At 65.6% G+C, this 16,942-nt stretch carries 15 protein-coding genes; 4 read left to right on the forward strand and 11 right to left on the reverse strand.

Annotated elements, in window-relative coordinates; translation table 11 throughout:
- Position 1 precedes the first annotated feature (1 nt).
- From AC5RUF_RS08135 to AC5RUF_RS08185, 11 genes are all read right to left on the reverse strand, one after another.
- Positions 2-688 (reverse strand): nucleoside triphosphate pyrophosphohydrolase, encoded by a 687-nt coding sequence (locus AC5RUF_RS08135; protein WP_493996205.1) that lies wholly within the window; start codon positions 686-688, stop codon positions 2-4.
- The gene (locus AC5RUF_RS08140) at positions 681-1,826 is read right to left on the reverse strand and encodes an adenosine deaminase (RefSeq protein ID WP_494130234.1); all 1,146 of its coding nucleotides are present in this window, start codon (positions 1,824-1,826) and stop codon (positions 681-683) included. Before AC5RUF_RS08140 ends, AC5RUF_RS08135 begins: the two co-directional genes overlap by 8 nt.
- A 19-nt stretch (positions 1,827-1,845) precedes the next feature.
- Positions 1,846-2,514 carry a DedA family protein gene (locus tag AC5RUF_RS08145; RefSeq protein WP_494130294.1) on the reverse strand — a complete coding sequence of 223 codons (669 nt, stop codon included), beginning with the start codon at positions 2,512-2,514 and terminating at the stop codon, positions 1,846-1,848.
- 647 nt (positions 2,515-3,161) lie between these two features.
- Entirely contained in the window at positions 3,162-4,451 is a 1,290-nt protein-coding gene (locus tag AC5RUF_RS08150; protein ID WP_494130235.1) for a thymidine phosphorylase, read from the reverse strand.
- The gene (locus AC5RUF_RS08155) at positions 4,448-4,867 is read right to left on the reverse strand and encodes a cytidine deaminase (RefSeq protein ID WP_493996208.1); all 420 of its coding nucleotides are present in this window, start codon (positions 4,865-4,867) and stop codon (positions 4,448-4,450) included. Before AC5RUF_RS08155 ends, AC5RUF_RS08150 begins: the two co-directional genes overlap by 4 nt.
- A 52-nt stretch (positions 4,868-4,919) precedes the next feature.
- Positions 4,920-6,206, reverse strand: a complete 1,287-nt coding sequence (locus AC5RUF_RS08160) for an ABC transporter permease (protein ID WP_494130236.1) — start codon at positions 6,204-6,206, stop codon at positions 4,920-4,922.
- Positions 6,203-7,558 (reverse strand): ABC transporter permease, encoded by a 1,356-nt coding sequence (locus tag AC5RUF_RS08165; RefSeq protein WP_494130237.1) that lies wholly within the window; start codon positions 7,556-7,558, stop codon positions 6,203-6,205. Before AC5RUF_RS08165 ends, AC5RUF_RS08160 begins: the two co-directional genes overlap by 4 nt.
- A complete protein-coding gene (locus AC5RUF_RS08170; protein WP_494130238.1) occupies positions 7,555-9,099 on the reverse strand; it encodes an ABC transporter ATP-binding protein in 1,545 nt (514 codons plus the stop codon). Before AC5RUF_RS08170 ends, AC5RUF_RS08165 begins: the two co-directional genes overlap by 4 nt.
- A gap of 169 nt (positions 9,100-9,268) precedes the next feature.
- Positions 9,269-10,351 (reverse strand): BMP family lipoprotein, encoded by a 1,083-nt coding sequence (locus tag AC5RUF_RS08175; protein ID WP_493996211.1) that lies wholly within the window; start codon positions 10,349-10,351, stop codon positions 9,269-9,271.
- 381 nt (positions 10,352-10,732) lie between these two features.
- On the reverse strand, positions 10,733-11,938 hold the full coding sequence (locus tag AC5RUF_RS08180; RefSeq protein WP_494130239.1) for an amidohydrolase: 1,206 nt from the start codon (positions 11,936-11,938) through the stop codon (positions 10,733-10,735).
- A gap of 111 nt (positions 11,939-12,049) precedes the next feature.
- On the reverse strand, positions 12,050-13,189 hold the full coding sequence (locus AC5RUF_RS08185; RefSeq protein ID WP_493996154.1) for a mannose-1-phosphate guanylyltransferase: 1,140 nt from the start codon (positions 13,187-13,189) through the stop codon (positions 12,050-12,052).
- Positions 13,190-13,429: 240 nt separating this feature from the next.
- Here AC5RUF_RS08185 and sdhC point away from each other — a divergent pair, with 240 nt between their 5' ends.
- From sdhC to AC5RUF_RS08205, 4 genes are read left to right on the forward strand one after another with little or no spacing between them, the layout of a single operon-like run.
- On the forward strand, positions 13,430-13,807 hold the full coding sequence (sdhC, locus tag AC5RUF_RS08190) for a succinate dehydrogenase, cytochrome b556 subunit (protein ID WP_493996155.1): 378 nt from the start codon (positions 13,430-13,432) through the stop codon (positions 13,805-13,807).
- A 6-nt stretch (positions 13,808-13,813) separates the two neighbouring features.
- Positions 13,814-14,293, forward strand: coding sequence for a succinate dehydrogenase hydrophobic membrane anchor subunit (locus AC5RUF_RS08195; protein ID WP_493996156.1), 480 nt, complete (start codon positions 13,814-13,816; stop codon positions 14,291-14,293).
- Between the two features lie 56 nt (positions 14,294-14,349).
- The gene (gene sdhA / locus AC5RUF_RS08200) at positions 14,350-16,116 is read left to right on the forward strand and encodes a succinate dehydrogenase flavoprotein subunit (RefSeq protein WP_493996157.1); all 1,767 of its coding nucleotides are present in this window, start codon (positions 14,350-14,352) and stop codon (positions 16,114-16,116) included.
- Positions 16,116-16,892, forward strand: a complete 777-nt coding sequence (locus AC5RUF_RS08205) for a succinate dehydrogenase iron-sulfur subunit (RefSeq protein WP_227914227.1) — start codon at positions 16,116-16,118, stop codon at positions 16,890-16,892. The genes sdhA and AC5RUF_RS08205 overlap by 1 nt, the downstream gene beginning before the upstream one ends.
- Positions 16,893-16,942: the final 50 nt, after the last annotated feature.

Raw genomic sequence — 16,942 nt, forward strand, 5'->3', positions numbered from 1 at the left:
ATCAGTCCTGCCGGCCCGGGTTTTGGGCCGTGTAGCGGCGGACCGCAGCCCGCAACGCGGTTTCTGCGTCCAGTCCCTGCTCCGATGCCTGCCGAACCAGTGACAGCAGGGCATCGCCCAGCTCCTCCTCGTCGGAGAACTCCTCCTGCGGGCGCGGTGGCAGGGGAAGCTCCGCCCGGCGGGCGCGTGTGAGGGCCTTACCGGCCAGCACCAGTGCCGGGAGCCCTGCCGGTATGCCTTCATAGGCGGAGCTGCGTCCCGGTGCTTCCTCCTTTTTGGCCTGGTCCCAGGCGCGCTCAATCTCCGCCAGCGATTGCTCGCCGCCGTCCGGCCGGAGACTGCCGTCCGGGAGGAAAACATGCGGGTTGCGGCGGATCATCTTGGCGGTGAGACCGTCCACAACGTCCGCCACGGAGAAACTCCCGGCTTCCTGCTGCAGGCGGGCGTGCAGCATCACCTGCAGCAGGACGTCGCCGAGCTCACCGCGCAGTTCCGCGGCGCGGTCCGGTGCGGCGGTGCCGCCCTCCACCACCTCGATGACTTCGTAGGTTTCCTCCACGAGGTATTCAAGCAGCGATTCGTGCGTCAGGGCCCGCGTCCACGGGCACCGCTCGCGCAGGGCGGCGATGACCTCGGCGAGGCGGGTGAACCGCCGGCCGAGGTCATCGGGAAGCGGAGTTTCAGCCACGGGCGCGGTTGAACCCCTCGGTGACGTAGGCGGAGAGGGCGGCGCGCTCATCCAGCGGAAGGAACGCCGCATTCACGGCATTCATGGTCAGTTCCAGGATGTCGTCCAGGTCATACTCGAAGGTCTCCATCAGCAGCTCGAATTCGCCGGTGAGGGTGACCCCGCTCATCAGCCGGTTATCGGTGTTCACCGTGACGGCAAAGCCGGTCTGGTAGAGCAGATCGATGGGATGGGTTTCGATGTCCTCGCCGAAGGACGCCACGGCGCCGGTCTGCAAATTGGAGGACGGGCAGACTTCCAGGGCAATGCCGCGGTCCCGCACCCAGGACGCGACCCTGCCCATGCTGACCAGGCCAACCTCGGGCTCCTCGGGGGACGCGGCATCGACGTCGAACTCGACGTCGATGTCTTCGGCAATCCGCACGCCGTGGCCCAGCCGGAGCGCCCGGCCGTGCACCAGTGCGTCCACGATGCTGGCGATTCCCGCTGCCTCGCCGGCGTGCACCGTGACGGGGAACTGGTGTTCGGCCAGCATGGTGAAGGCGTCCTTGAAGCGCGACGGCGGGAACCCGTCCTCGGCGCCGGCAATGTCGAAGCCGACCACGCCGGAATCCCGGTGGCGCAGCGCGAGCTCGGCGATTTCCATGGCACGGTCCCCGTGCCGCATGGCGGTGACCAGCTGGCCGACCTGGATGAAGCGGCCCGCTGCCTCGGCGTTGGCGACGGCCTCGTCGATTCCGGCCTGCACGGCCTCCACTGCCTCGTCCAGGCTCAGGCCGGCCTGCACATGCTGTTCCGGCGCCCAGCGCACCTCGGCGTAGACCACGCCGTCGGCCACCAGGTCTTCAACGAATTCGCGGGCCACGCGGGCCAGCCCGTCGCGGGTCTGCATCACGGCAATGGTGTGGTCGAACGTTTCCAGGTACCGGGGCAGGGACCCCGAGTCTGCGGAATCGCGGAACCACGCGGCAAGGGCAGCCGGGTCCGTGGCGGGGAGGGTATGCCCGACGGCGGCAGCGAGTTCAACAATGGTGGCCGGACGCGGTCCGCCGTCCAGATGGTCGTGCAGCGAGACCTTCGGCAGGGCTCGGACGTCGAGGCGTGCGGCGTTGGCAGGAAGATTTGTAGGTTCAGTCACACGGCAACTCTACGGTGTCTCAGGCGGCTTTCTGCGTTGTTTCGTCATCTCCGGCGGCTTCCCCGCCGTCCCGGACCGGACGTGGCACGTCCGTGGTTGTCCCCCGGACCAGGCTGATGATCCGGTCCACGATGACGCCCAGGACCAGTGCCCCGCTGACGCCCACCACCACGCCCAGCAGGTGGTGCTCGTTGAACCAGACACCGGCAATTGCCCCGATGGCCACGCTGTACGCCGCCCAGACCACACCGGAAATTGCGGTCAGGGTCACGAACCGGCGCCGCGGGAAGCCTGTGGCTCCCGCGGTCAGGTTGACCACCACCCGCCCCACCGGGATGAAGCGCGCCACCAGGATCAGGGAGACGGACCGTTTGTCGAGTTCATAGCGGGCCCAGGCAAAGGAGCGGCGCATTTTGGGCTTCTGCATCCACGCGAAGCGTTCCGTGCCGATCCAGCGGCCCAGCAGATACGCGAGGTTGTCGCCAAGGAAGGCACCTAGTGCAGCTGCCGGGATCACCAGCCAGATGTTGGCCCCGGCACCGCCGGCGGCCAGGGAGGCCAGCGCCACGACCAGCGATTCGCTGGGCACCGGAGGGAAGAACCCGTCAATGAGGCAGCAGGCGAAAAGCCCCACGTAAACCCAGGGCGATCCCACAGAGGAGAGGATGAAGTTGTTAATGCCGTCCACTGTGGCACTGAAAATATCCAACAGCTGCCGCTCCTTGGGTTCGCTGTCCGGTGTCCCTTACAAGCATGCCATGAACGCACGGATGCCTGCGGCGGGGCAGGCAGGCGCCGGGCAGAGCGGCCTTCCTCTGCAACCCGCCGCCGAGCTAGGGGTCGCTGCTGTCCCGGAGGCGCGTCGGAGGTAGGGGTTGGCGCCTAATTTCCCACGCTTCGGTACAGATGTGGCTGCTGTGACCCCAGCGGCAACAGCACGGCGCAGGCCTAGCGTTCGAGAAGGCACGATTTACCGTCGGCGGGATCGAGAAGGCACGATTTACCGATTTTCGGCCGGAAAACGGTAATTCGTGCCTTCTCGATCTTCCCGCCTACCGGCAGCGCAGGGATTAGTAAAGCAGCCGACGTCGGTACGTCCGTTTGCCTGCCCCGGCCCGGGCATTCCGGGAGGCCCATTCCAGACAACGGACGGTGGTTCCAGTCAGGCCAGTGCCATACACCGTCCGGGGCCGGGGTCCCGGCGGTCGGCCGACGAACGGGACCGGAGGGGTCCGCAGGAAGGCGGCTTTAATATTTCCTGCGAGCTCTGCGAGCAAGGGAATTTCGTTGCCGCCGTTCCGGACCCCGCAGGCCCCGGTCAGGCTAGGGAGGAACCTAGCTGACCCGGTCCAGGATCAGCTTCCGGGCCGGCCGGGAGCCTTCCGGAGCAATCACGACGGCCCCCTCCAGTGCTTCCTTCGCCCGGTCGAACTTCTCCGGGGTGTCGGTCAGCAGGGTCATCAGCGGCTCGCCGGCGCGGACGACGGCGCCGGGCTTGGCGTGCATCACCACGCCGGCTCCGGCCTGCACCACGTCTTCCTTCCGTGCACGGCCGGCACCCAGGCGCCAGGCGGCCACGCCTACGGAGAGCGCATCCAGTTCCACCAGCACGCCGTCGGCCGGCGCGTAGACGGTCTCGGACTCCTTCGCGGCCGGAAGCTTCGCGTCCGGGTCGCCGCCCTGGGCCGCGATCATCTTCCGCCACACGTCCATGGCACGCCCGTCGCGCAATGCGGCGGCGGGATCGGCGTCGTGCACTCCTGCTGCCGAGAGCATTTCCTCGGCCAGCCGGACGGTCAGTTCCACCACGTCTTCCGGGCCGCCTCCGGCCAGGACGTCCACGGACTCCTGCACCTCAATGGCATTGCCCGCGGTCAGGCCCAGCGGGGTGGACATGTCGGTGAGCAGCGCCACGGTGTTGACGCCGGCGTCCTTGCCCAGGGCCACCATGGTTTCGGCCAGTTCCCGGGCCATGGCTTCGTCCTTCATGAAGGCGCCGGAGCCCACCTTGACGTCCAGCACCAGGGAGTCGGTGCCTTCGGCGATCTTCTTGCTCATGATCGAGGAGGCGATCAGCGGAATCGCTTCCACGGTCCCGGTCACATCGCGCAGGGCGTACAGCTTCTTGTCCGCCGGTGCCAGGCCGGCGCCGGCGGCACAGATGACGGCGCCGACGTCGCGCAGCTGGTTCATCAGGGCACCGTTGCTCAGTGCGGCCTGCCAGCCGGGAATGGCTTCCAGCTTGTCCAGCGTTCCTCCGGTGTGGCCGAGTCCGCGGCCGGAGAGCTGGGGAACGGCCACGCCGAACACGGCAACCAGGGGCGCCAGCGGGAGGGTGATCTTGTCCCCCACGCCGCCGGTGGAGTGCTTGTCCGCCGTCGGCTTGCCCAGGGAGGAGAAGTCCATCCGCTCTCCGGAAGCGATCATGGCCTTGGTCCAGCGGAAGATTTCCTCGCGGTTCATGCCGTTGAGCAGGATGGCCATGTTCAGCGCGGCCATCTGTTCGTCCGCAATGGTGCCGCGGGTGTAGGCGTCAATGGTCCAGTCGATCTGTTCGGCCGAAAGCACCCCGCGGTCGCGCTTGGTGCGGATGATGTCCACGGCGTCGAAATTGTTGTTGCTCATGCTGTTTCCTGCCCTTCCAGGTGCTGCGGTCCAAAGGCGTCCGGCAGGACCTCGTCCATGCTGCGGATACCGCTTACTGTCATCAATGCCATGCCCGGTGCCCGGAATTCGTACAGCAGCTGGCGGCAGCGGCCGCAGGGCATCAGGACACTGCCGGAGCCGTCCACGCAGACAAACGCCGCCAGGCGCCCCCCGCCGGTCATATGCAGCTGGCTGACCATGGAGCACTCAGCACAGAGGGTCACCCCGTAGGAGGCGTTTTCAATGTTGCAGCCGGAGACGATCCGGCCGTCGTCGGTCAGCGCGGCTGCGCCCACCGGGTACTTGGAATAGGGCACGTAGGCGTGTGCCAGGGCCGCGCGGGCTGCATCGAGCAGCACGTCCCACTCGATCTTCGGGGTTTGTTCATTCGTCATTGCGGGTCCTAACTGGCAGCGGGCGGCCCGAGGGCCGCCCGCACTTTTCTTCTTATTCCTTGACGTACGGCACGCCGCTGGCCGCGGGGGCCCGGGACTTGCCGACCACCCCGGCCACGGCGAAGATCGTGACCACGTACGGCAGCATTGCGAGGAACTGGTTGGGGACCGAGGTTCCCAGCAGGCTCAGGACGTACTGGAGGTTGGTGGCGAAGCCGAACAGCAGTGCCGCCAGCAGCGCGCCCAGCGGGTTCCAGCGGCCCAGGATCAGCGCGGCGAGGGCAATGTAGCCCTGCCCGCCGGTCATGTCCCGGCTGAACGCGGAGACGGAGACCAGGGTGAAGAACGCGCCGCCGATGCCGGCAACCACGCCGGCCAGCAGGACGTTCAGGAACCGCATGCGGTTCACGTTGACGCCAAGGGTGTCAGCGGCCTTGGGGTGTTCACCCACGGCCCGGGTGCGCAGGCCCCACTTGGAGTGGAACAGGCCGAAGTAGACGGCGGCCAGTGCGATGTACATGAGGTACCCGACCACGGACTGGTTGAACAGGATCGGCCCGAGGATGGGGATGTCCGCCAGCAGCGGGATCCGGATGCTCGGCAGAGACGGCGGGCTGTTCCACTTGGCGGCGTCCGAGGACAGCAGGGTGGAGAACAGGAAGCCGGTGAGGCCGGAGACCAGCACGTTGAGCACCACGCCCACAATGACCTGGTTGACCAGGTACTTGATGCTGAAGACCGCCAGGACCAGGGAGACCAGGGCGCCTGCCACGGCTGCGGCAAACAGGCCCACAAACGCGTTTCCGGAGAGGGAACCGGCCACTGCGGCGGCGAAGGCGCCGAAGAGCAGCTGCCCTTCAATGGCAATGTTCACCACGCCGGAGCGTTCGCAGAGCACGCCGGAGAGCGAGCCGAAGATCAGCGGAATGGCCAGCGCAAAGGAACCGGCCAGCAGGCCGTAGAGGGCCACGTTGGGGGTGTTGGCGCTGCCCACCACCCAGGTCAGGAAGCCGATGACGAAGGACAGTCCGAACACGGCGATCAGCCATACCGGGATCCGGTCCCCGCGGCGGGCCAGCATAAAGGCCCAGGCCGCGGCGGCAATCATCAGGACGGCGGTGATCCAGCCGACCAGCGGGGCGGAGACCACCAGGGAGGGCAGCACAATGGCTTCCCCGGGGTCCGAGAGGCGGAAGGTCACCTCATTGGACGGGGCGCCCAGGGCAAACACACCCAGTCCCAGCACGGCCAGGACGATAAGGATGACCGGGGTCTTCCAGCTGCGGACGACGCCGGCAGCCGCCTCCTGCGGCGCCGGGAGCGTTGTTGCGGTACTCATGCTGCGCCTCCGGCGGGCTTGGTGTTCTTGGACATGCGCTTTCGGGAGGTCTTGAACGCTCCGGGGGCGGGGATGCGGAACAGGGACCGCACCAGCGGCGGGGCCGCGATAAACAGGACGATCAGGGACTGCACCACCAGCACAATGTCGATGCTGGTTCCGGTGTTGGTCTGCATGGTGACGCCGCCGGCGCGGAAGGCGCCGAACAGCACGCCGGCCGCGAAGGTCCCCCAGGGGCTGGACCGGCCCAGCAGTGCAACGGTGATGGCATCAAAACCGAAGCTGGCGGCAACACCGGAAGTGAGTACCTTCTCGGTTCCGGAAACCTGCGCCACGCCGGCCAGGCCCGAGAGGGCACCGGCGATAAGCATGACGATGATGTAGCCCTTGGTGGTGCTGATGCCGGCGTTGCGGGCAGCGGACGGATTGGCGCCCACGGCCTTGAGCTCAAAGCCGATGGTGGAGCGGTTCATCAGCCACCAGATGAACACGGTGGCCAGGACGGCCAGCACAAAGCCCCAGTGCAGGCGGAATCCGCTGCCCAGCAGGGGTGGGAACATGGCGCTCTCATCCAGCACGGGGCTGATGGGGTTTGAGGAACCGGGGCGCTGGAAGGCCGGCGTACTCAGCAGGAACAGCACCAAGTTGATGGCGACGTAGTTGAGCATGATGGTCACGATGACCTCGTGCGCGCCGGTCTTGGCCTTGAGTGCGCCGGCAATGCCGGCCCAGATGGCTCCGCCCAGCATGCCCGCAATGATCACCAGCAGCAGGTGCAGCCCAGCCGGCAGGTGGACGGCGAAGCCGACATACGCGGCCATGGCCGCACCGATGAGGATCTGTCCCTGGGCACCGATGTTGAACAGCCCGGTGCGGAACGCCACGGCGACGCCGAGGCCGGCCAGGATCAGCGGTGTCGCCACCGTGAGGGTCTGGGTCAGCGGGTAGAAGAAGCGTGCCGTTGTCTCAGCCTCGAAGTTCAGGACCGAGCCCTGGAACAGGGCAACGTAGGCGCCCGAGGCAGCCGACCATGCAGCCGAGAGGAGGTCGGTGGGCCGGGAGAAGAAGTACGACGCCGCGGCGCCCACTTCCTCGTCCGTGGCGGCAATCAGGATGCCGCCCACAATGAGGGCCAGCAGGACGGACAGGACCGAGACCATGGCGTGCGAGGACATGACCCGGCGCAGGGCAGACTGGTCCTGGCCCCCGGCGCCGGGGGCCTTCGGGGGTATGGTCGGCGGCGCTGCCGCCGTGCCGGGCGTATCTGCTGCAGTCTCGAGCCGCACGGCTTCGGCTGCGGCTATGCCGGCCTCCCCCGGCGGGTCCTGCTTGGTGGCGTCGTCCGGGCTCACTGGGCCCCTCCCTTGGAATCTGTGTGGTGCTGCATTGCTTCGTCCGCGTCCATGCCGGCCATCATCAGGCCGAGCACGTCGCGGGAGGTGTTGGCCGGGACAATGCCCATGAGCCGTCCGCCGTAGAGCACGGCAATCCGGTCGGCCAGTTCAAGTACTTCATCCAGTTCGGTGGACACAATCAGCACCGGGGTGCCGACGTCGCGCTCCGAAATGATCCGGCGGTGCAGGAACTCGATGGATCCCACGTCCACGCCGCGCGTGGGCTGGGACGCAATAAAAAGCTGCAGCGGGCGGGACAGCTCGCGGGCCATCACCACTTTCTGCTGGTTTCCGCCCGAAAGCGTGCCGGCAGCCGCGGAAGCGGACTGCGTGCGGATGTCGAACTCCGAGATCTTCTCCACCGCGTTGGCCTCGACGACCGCGGGACGCATGGACAGGCCCCGCGCGAAGGGAGCAGTGTCGTACCGGTTAAGGACCAGGTTTTCGGCCACGGAGAAGGTGCCGACGAGACCCTCCACGTTGCGGTCCTCGGGCACGAACCCGACGCCGCTGTTGATGATGTCGCGGGTTTTCCTGCCTACCAGTTCCTCGCCGTTGAGGCGGATGGAGCCGGTGACGTGTTCCTGCAGCCCCATGATGGCCTCGGTCAGTTCGGTCTGCCCGTTGCCCTGGACACCGGCGAGGGCGAGGATCTCCCCGCGCCGGATGCCGAAGCTGACCGAATCGAGGACGGACGGACCGCTGGCGGAGGCGACCGTGAGGTTTTCCACCACGAACGTTTCCTCGCCGGGCTTGGCCGGTTCCTTGTTCAGGTTCAGGCTCACGGACCGGCCCACCATAAGGGACGCCAGTTCCGTGGTGGAGGCGCTGGGTTCGGCGGAACCGACCACCTTGCCGCGGCGGATCACCGTGATGACGTCCGAGACAGCCTTCACTTCGCGCAGCTTGTGCGAAATGAAGACCACGGACTTCCCGTCCTCGGTGAGCTGGCGCATGATGCCCAGCAGCTCGTCCGTTTCCCGCGGGGTCAGCACGGCGGTGGGCTCGTCGAGGATCAGCACCCGGGCATCCCGGATCAGCGCCTTGATGATCTCCACGCGCTGCTGCACACCCACCGGCAGGTCCTCCACGACGGCGTCGGGATCAACGTCGAACCCGTACTGGTCGGAGATCTCGCGGATGCGGCGGCGGGTCTGGTCCAGGTTCAGCATGCCTGCGAACTTGGTTTTCTCATCGCCGAGCGCGACGTTTTCGGCGACCGTAAAGACCGGGACCAGCATAAAGTGCTGGTGCACCATGCCGATGCCCGCGGCCATCGCGTCACCGGGACCGGCGAAGGTGACCGGACGGTCGTCAACCAGGATTTCGCCCTCGGTGGGCTCGTACAGTCCGTACAGCACGTTCATCAGGGTTGACTTGCCGGCGCCGTTTTCGCCCAGCAGGCTGTGGACCTGCCCCGGTTCAACCACCAAATCAATGTGGTCATTGGCCACCAGCGTGCCAAAGCGCTTGGTGATGCCCTTGAGTTCGAGTTTCAAAACCCCAACCAATCTGTTCTTGGGTAAATAAAGGAGAACACTACCGATGACAGAACAAACGCCGTTTTCCCGGCCGCGCAAGGCTGCCGGGAAAACGGCGGTCGTTGTGGTGCATTCGGTGCTTTCAGTCTCCGGACAACGGTCCGGACACTGGACTAGCGGCCGGTGGCTACTTCGGGCTCGAAGCGGACTCGACCTTGATTTCACCGGAGATGATCTTGGCCTTGATGTCCTCGACGGCCTGCTTCACCTCATCCGGAACGTTGGCTTCCTGGTCGTGGAACGGGGCAATTGCCACGCCGCCGTTTTCGAGGGTGCCCACGTACGGGGAGTTGTCGAAGTTGCCGTCGACGTCGCTCTTCACGACGTCTTCCACTGCCTCGCCCATGAGCTTCATGACGGAGGTGAGGATAACTTCCTTGCCCGTGGTCACGGACTCGTAGCCGTCGGAGTCAACCCAGATGACCTTGGCGTCCTTGCCGGCAGCGTTGGCTGCCACAACGGCGTCGATGGTGCCTGCACCAACGGGGCCGGCGACGGGCATGATGATGTCGGCGCCTTCGTTCAGGAAGTTCTGCGTGGTGGTCTTGCCTGCGGAGACGTCATCGAAGCCGCCGGTGAAGGAATCCATGCCCAGGACCTGGACATCCTTGCCGTTCTCTTCGTTGTAGTACTCAACGCCCTGCTGGAAACCGTCCATGAAGATGGTCACCGTGGGGATGTCGAGGCCGCCGTAGGTGGCAACCTTTCCGGTCTGGGAGGTACCGGCGGCAACATAGCCGGCCAGGAACGCAGCCTGGGCCGTGTCGTAGATGATCGGCTTGACGTTGTCAGCCTCGATGGACTGGTCATCGACAATGGCGAAGTGACTGTCCGGGTTGGCGGCAGCTGCTTCCTTGGTGGTGTCGGCGAGCAGGAAGCCAACGGTGACGGTGATGTCGCAGCCGGCCTGGACCATGCTGTCCACGTTCGGGGTGAAGTCGGTCTCGGACTGGGATTCGGCGGTCTTGACCTCGATGCCCAGGTCTTCCTTAGCCTTCATCATGCCGTTGTAGGTCGACTCGTTGAACGAGTTGTCATCGAATCCACCGGAGTCGGAGACCATGCAGCCGAGGAAATCAGTGGCGCCGTCAGCGGAGCCGCCTTCTTCCTCGGGGGCCGCGCCGCAGCCGGAGAGCAGGAGCGCCGAAACGCCGAGCATGGCGGCGGAGACGCCTGCGTTGCGCTTAAAGCTGCGCGGGAAATTCTTCAATGTTCCTCCAGAAAAGAAATGGGTTTCACCCTCAAGGAGGCAGTCGGCGCTTCTCCCGGCCCCCGGCGGGGAAGGAACGCACCGGTGCCCGGTGTGATGCAGCGCTCCGTCCGTCGTTGGACCGCAGCAAGATAACCATAATGTGTCGCGGACGACACTCCGGCCAAATCAGGGGCTGGGGAAGGATTGTTTACATGTTGTTATCAAATGACGGCACCCCGCACGTAACGGGCTGATAGGGTCCGGCTCCGTGTGGGGCGCCCTTGCGGTATTGCGGGCGCAGCCGATGCGTCCGGTGGATCCGCCGGCCAGTGCCGCGGCCCAGAGTTGCCGGCAGTACTCCGGGTCAGTGCCGGGAGTCAGTGCGGAGTTAGTGCGGAGTCAGTGCCGCTGCCCGCGGGCCGCGCGCAGGGCGGCTGCCGCCATAACGCTGACGCCGCAGTTGATGGCGCGTTCGTCGGGGTTGTAGTCCCCCCGGTGGAGGTCGTAGGTTTCCCCGCCCGGGGCACGGGTCCCGAGGCGCATCAGGGCACCGGGCACGGCCTGGGTCATCCAGGCGAAATCCTCGCCGCCCATTGACTGCGGAGCCAGGACCACGGCGTCCTCCCCCAGTTCGGCGCGGGCAGCCGCTTCGATCAGGCTGATTTCGGCGTCGGCATTGATAACGGGCGGCACGCCGCGGATGTGTTCGAGGGCCACGTCGACGCCGTAGGGCGCGGCGATCTCGCGGACCACCTTGTCCAGCAGTTCACCGGCCGCATGCCAGGCCTCGGCGTCGAGGCAGCGCATGGTGCCGGCCATGAACCCGTGGCCGGGGATGGCGTTCGGGGCAGAACCGGCATGCATCTGGCCCCACACCACGGAGACGCCGCTGCGGACATCGATGCGGCGGGACAGTACGGCCGGCACGCTGACGGCAATTTCCGCCAGCGCGAAGACCAGGTCCTCGGTCAGGTGCGGGCGGGAGGTGTGGCCGCCGCGTCCGCTGAGTTCAATCCGGATGGTGTCCGATGCCGAGGTGATGGCGCCGATCCGGGTGCCCACCTGTCCCACGTCCACTCGGGGATCGCAGTGCAGCGCCAGGATACGGGGCACCCCGTCCAGGGCGCCCTGCTCGATGACGGACAGTGCGCCGCCGGGCATGACTTCCTCCGCGGGCTGGAAGATCACCCGCACGCGTCCGCCCAGCTGGCCGGCGGCGTCGAACTTCGCCAGCACGCGGGCGACGCCGAGCATGACAGTGGTGTGGATGTCGTGCCCGCAGGCATGGGCGATGCCGGTGTTCACGGAGGCGTAGGGCAGCCCCGTCTCTTCCAGGACCGGCAGGGCGTCAATGTCTGCGCGCAGTGCCAGCCGGAGGGGTCCGTCACCAATGTCCACGACGGCGCCGGTACCTTCCAGCCGTTTGGGCGCAAGGCCGGCGTGCTCGAGGGACTCCACGATGCGGTCGGTGGTTCGGAATTCCTTCAGGGACAGTTCGGGATGCGAGTGGAGGTCCCGCCGGAAATCGATCAACTCGCCCAGGAGCGGAGCCACGCTTCCCCGTATCGACGGGATCGGTGAATTGCTCAGTGGGATAGTCTGCACAACTTCAAGGTTAGCCAATTCCGCTTTGATTGCGGGAATGCGCGGGCGTAAACGACCCCGCATGACATCACCGGAGCTCCGCGGCCGCTTGCGGTGCTCCGGCAGGGCGTCCTAGAGGACGTCTGTGTCGCCGCTGGCTCTCAGGTGCTCCACGGCCTTCTTGACTTCCTGGGCGTGCTCCTTGGTGGTGACCAACAGCGCATCCGGGGTGTCCACAACGACGACGTCTTCGATGCCGATCAGCGCAATCACACGCTTGGTGTCCGACACCACGATGCCGGTGGCGTTCTCGGAGTAGACGCGGGCGCCTTCACCCATCACCGTGAGGTCGCTGTTTTCCTCGGCCGGATTCAGCCGCCCGATAGCGGCGAAGTCCCCCACGTCATCCCAACTGAAGGCGCCCGGAATCATGGCGACGTCGCCGGCGGCAGCCGCGGGTTCCGCCACGGCGTAGTCAATGGCCGTCTTGGGCAGGGTGGGCCAGACACGCCGCACCACTTCCCGGCGCCTGGTGGTGTCCCAGGCCTCCGCGATTTCCATCAGCCCGGCGTGGAGGGCCGGCTCATTGGCCTCCAGATGCTTGAGCATCAGGTCCACCGGTGCCACGAACATACCGGCGTTCCAGCTGTAGCTGCCACTGTCCAGGTACGTCTGTGCAACTTCCGCGGAGGGCTTTTCGACAAACTCCACCACGGAGGCAGCGCTGGGAGCTCCGGCCACCTTCAGCGGTTCGCCGGCGCGGATATAGCCGAAACCGGTGGAGGGATGCGTGGGCTGGATGCCGATGGTCACGATGTAGCCCTGAGCCGCAGTGTGCACCGCTTCCCGCACCGCTGCCTGGAAGACATCCACGGGGGCAATCACCTGGTCCGCGGCAAAGGAACCCATGATGATGTGCGGATCCCTCTTATAGAGGATGGCGGCGGCAAGGCCGATGGCCGCCGCCGAGTCCTTGGGTTCAAGCTCCAGCACCAGGTTCTTGTTGGAGATCTCCGGCAGCTGCTGGCGCACCGCCTGGCGGTGCAGCGCGCCGGTCACCACCATGACCCGGTCCCCGCTGAGCGGGCGCAGCCGGTCATAGGTGGCGCGGATCAGCGTGGATCCGGACCCCGTCAGGTCGTGCAGGAACTTGGGTGCAGCGGCCCGGGACAGGGGCCACAGCCGCGTGCCGACGCCGCCGGCCGGGATGACCCCGTAGAAACGGTCGAGGACTGCGGACTCGGAGGTGGCGGGTGCCTTTTGCGTACTCATCACTGCCAAGACTAGCCGAGGGGAGCCCGGAGCGCCCCCGGATCGGCGGATTTCCGCGCTTTTTCATACACCCTGCAGACAACGGATTCAATGTAATGAGGGTCACACCATAGGGCAACCTAAATTGAAACGCCCATCACGTCGGCCTAGATTATGGTAGAGCTTATAGCGCTGTCGCACCGGCGTCATCACTGCGTGGAAGACGCGCTAACGCCGCTGCGATGCAGGGAGGAAAATTCAGTGTCGAAGTTACCAGCAGGCACTCTCTACCGTGGCCGCGAGGGCCAATGGTCGTGGGTAGCCCACCGCATCACTGGCGTGGTGATCTTCTTCTTCCTTTTGGTCCATGTTCTGGATACCTCGTTGGTGCGGGTTTCGCCCGAGGCCTACGACGTCGTGATCGGTGCCTACAAGAACCCGATTATGGGGCTCGGTGAACTTGGACTTGTTGCCGCCATCGTGTTCCACGCCTTCAACGGCATACGCGTTGTCCTGATTGACTTCTGGAAGAAGGGGCCCAAGTACCAGCGTCAGATGCTCTGGGCCGTAGTAGCTCTTTGGGCCGTGACGCTCATCGGCTTCTCCATTCGCCACATTCCCAACGTCTTCGGGGGTTAGCACGCAATGACTACATCAACCAACGAAGCCCACGCCCTCGAAGCACCCCGCTCGGGACGCATCGCTCCCAAGTACACCCGGAACGGCTCCAGCCGCGGCAACTTTGAAATGTTCGCCTGGCTCTTTATGCGCGTCTCCGGCGTCATCCTTGTGGTGCTGATCTTCACCCACCTGTTCGTGAACCTGGTGGTAGGCGACGGCATCCACGCCGTCGATTTCGGTTTTGTCGCCGGCAAGTGGGCAAATCCCCTGTGGCAGGTCTGGGACCTGGTCATGCTGTGGCTGGCCATGCTCCACGGCGCCAACGGCGTGCGCACCATCATCAACGACTACGCGGACAAGAAGTCCACCCGCATGTGGCTCAAGGGCGTCCTCTACGTGGCCACCTTCGTCATCGTCCTGCTGGGCACCCTGGTGATCTTCACCTTCGATCCCTGCCTCGACGGCGCTACGGCCGAGACGCTGGCGGAATACTGCTCCGTCTAGCGGAAGCACCGCAGTCCTAGAGTTTTTTAGCAGTTTCAACAGAAAGAGCATCTGGTATGCAGGTCCACAAGTACGACGTCGTCATTGTCGGCGCCGGCGGCGCCGGTATGCGTGCCGCCATCGAATCCGGTCAGCGCGCGCGGACGGCGGTACTGACCAAGCTGTACCCCACCCGTTCCCACACGGGTGCAGCGCAGGGCGGCATGTGCGCGGCACTGGCCAATGTCGAGGAAGACAACTGGGAATGGCACACCTTTGACACCGTCAAGGGCGGTGACTACCTGGTGGACCAGGATGCAGCCGAGGTCATGGCAAAGGAAGCCATTGACGCCGTGCTGGACCTGGAAAAGATGGGCCTGCCCTTCAACCGCACACCCGAAGGACGCATCGACCAGCGCCGCTTCGGCGGCCACACGCGTGACCACGGCAAGGCTCCGGTCCGCCGCGCCTGCTATGCAGCAGACCGTACGGGCCACATGATCCTGCAGACGCTGTACCAAAACTGCGTCAAGCACAACGTCGAGTTCTACAACGAGTACTACGTCCTGGACCTCATCGTTGTGGTGGATCCCGACGGCCAGAAGCGCGTTTCCGGCGTCATCTCCTATGACCTGGCAACCGGCGAACTGCACATCTTCCAGGCCAAGTCCGTGGTCTTCGCTTCCGGCGGTGCCGGCAAGGTCTTCAAGACCACTTCCAACGCACATACCCTGACCGGCGACGGCATGGGCATTGCGTTCCGCCGGGGCATCCCCCTGGAGGACATGGAGTTCATCCAGTTCCACCCGACCGGCCTGGCCGGCCTGGGCATCCTGCTGTCCGAGGCGGCCCGCGGCGAAGGCGCCATCCTCCGTAACTCCGAGGGTGAGCGCTTTATGGAGCGCTACGCCCCCACCATCAAGGACCTTGCACCGCGTGACATCGTTGCCCGCTCCATGGCCAACGAGGTGCGTGAAGGCCGCGGCTGCGGCCCGAACAAGGACTACGTGCTGCTGGACCTGACGCACCTGGAGCCGGCACACATTGATGCCAAGCTGCCGGATATCACCGAGTTTGCCCGCACCTACCTGGGTGTGGAACCGTACACGGAACCGGTGCCCGTCTTCCCCACGGCGCACTACGTCATGGGCGGCATCCCCACCAACATCAAGGGCGAGGTCCTCCAGGACAACGACACCGTGATCCCCGGCCTGTACGCAGCCGGCGAGGTGGCCTGCGTGTCCGTACACGGTTCCAACCGCCTGGGCACCAACTCCCTGCTGGACATCAACGTCTTCGGCAAGCGTGCCGGCATCTACGCCGCCGAGTACGCGCTGACCGCCGACTTTGTCGACCTGCCGGAAAACCCGGAGGCAGACACCGTGGCCCTGCTGGACCACGTCCGCAACTCCGAAGGAACCGAGCGCGTCTCGGAAATCCGCCGGGATCTGCAGAACACCATGGACATGAACATGCAGGTGTTCCGCACCGCCGAGACCATCGAAAAGGTCCTGACGGACATCGCTTCCTTCGAGGAGCGGTACCAGAAGATCAGCGTCCAGGACAAGGGCAAGCGCTTCAACCTCGACCTCCTTGAGGCCGTGGAGCTGGGCTTCCTGCTGGAGCTGGCAAAGGTCATGAGCGTAGCCGCCCTGCACCGCACCGAATCCCGCGGCGGACACTTCCGCGAGGACTTCCCGGAGCGCGACGACGAAAACTTCATGAAGCATTCAATGGCCTACAAGGTCGATGAAGCCGAGAATGCCGAGCACACCGCCGGCATCCGGCTGGACACCAAGCCGGTCATTTTCACGCGCTACGAGCCGATGGTGAGGAAGTACTAATGACAACGGAAATCGCCGAGCCGGCCTCCAAGGTGGAGCTCCCCGAGTCGATCGGCGGAGAGATCCCCTCCTTTGAGATCACCCTCAAGGTCCGCCGCTACAACCCCGAGGTTTCCGACGAAGCCTACTGGGACGAGTGGAAGCTGACCATGTACGGCACCGACCGCGTGCTGGACGCCCTGCACAAGGTCAAGTGGGAGCACGACGGTTCGGTTTCGTTCCGCCGTTCCTGCGCCCACGGTGTCTGCGGCTCCGATGCCATGCGCATCAACGGCCGCAACCGCCTGGCCTGCAAGACGCTGCTTAAGGACCTGGACACGTCCAAGCCCATCCTGGTTGAGCCCATCAAGGGCCTGCCGGTGGAAAAGGACCTGATCGTGGACATGGAGCCGTTCTTCCAGTCCTACCGCGAGATCATGCCGTTCCTGGTCACCAAGGGCCACGAGCCCACCAAGGAGCGCCTGCAGTCCGCCGAGGACCGCGAGCGTTTCGATGACACCACCAAGTGCATCCTGTGCGCTGCGTGCACGTCCTCCTGCCCGGTGTTCTGGACCGACGGCCAGTACTTCGGCCCGGCCGCCATCGTGAACGCCCACCGCTTCATCTTCGATTCCCGTGATGATGCCGGCGACATGCGCCTGGAGATCCTGAATGACAAGGAAGGCGTGTGGCGCTGCCGCACCACCTTCAACTGCTCGGAAGCCTGCCCCCGCGGCATTCAGGTCACCAAGGCCATCTCCGAGGTCAAGCAGGCCATCCTGGCCCGCTCCCTCTAAGGCCCTGCGCCACAGGCGCCTGTCCGGCGGTATTCCGCCCGGGCAGGCGC

It is taken from the genome of Arthrobacter sp. Y3224198 (genome assembly GCF_059090025.1).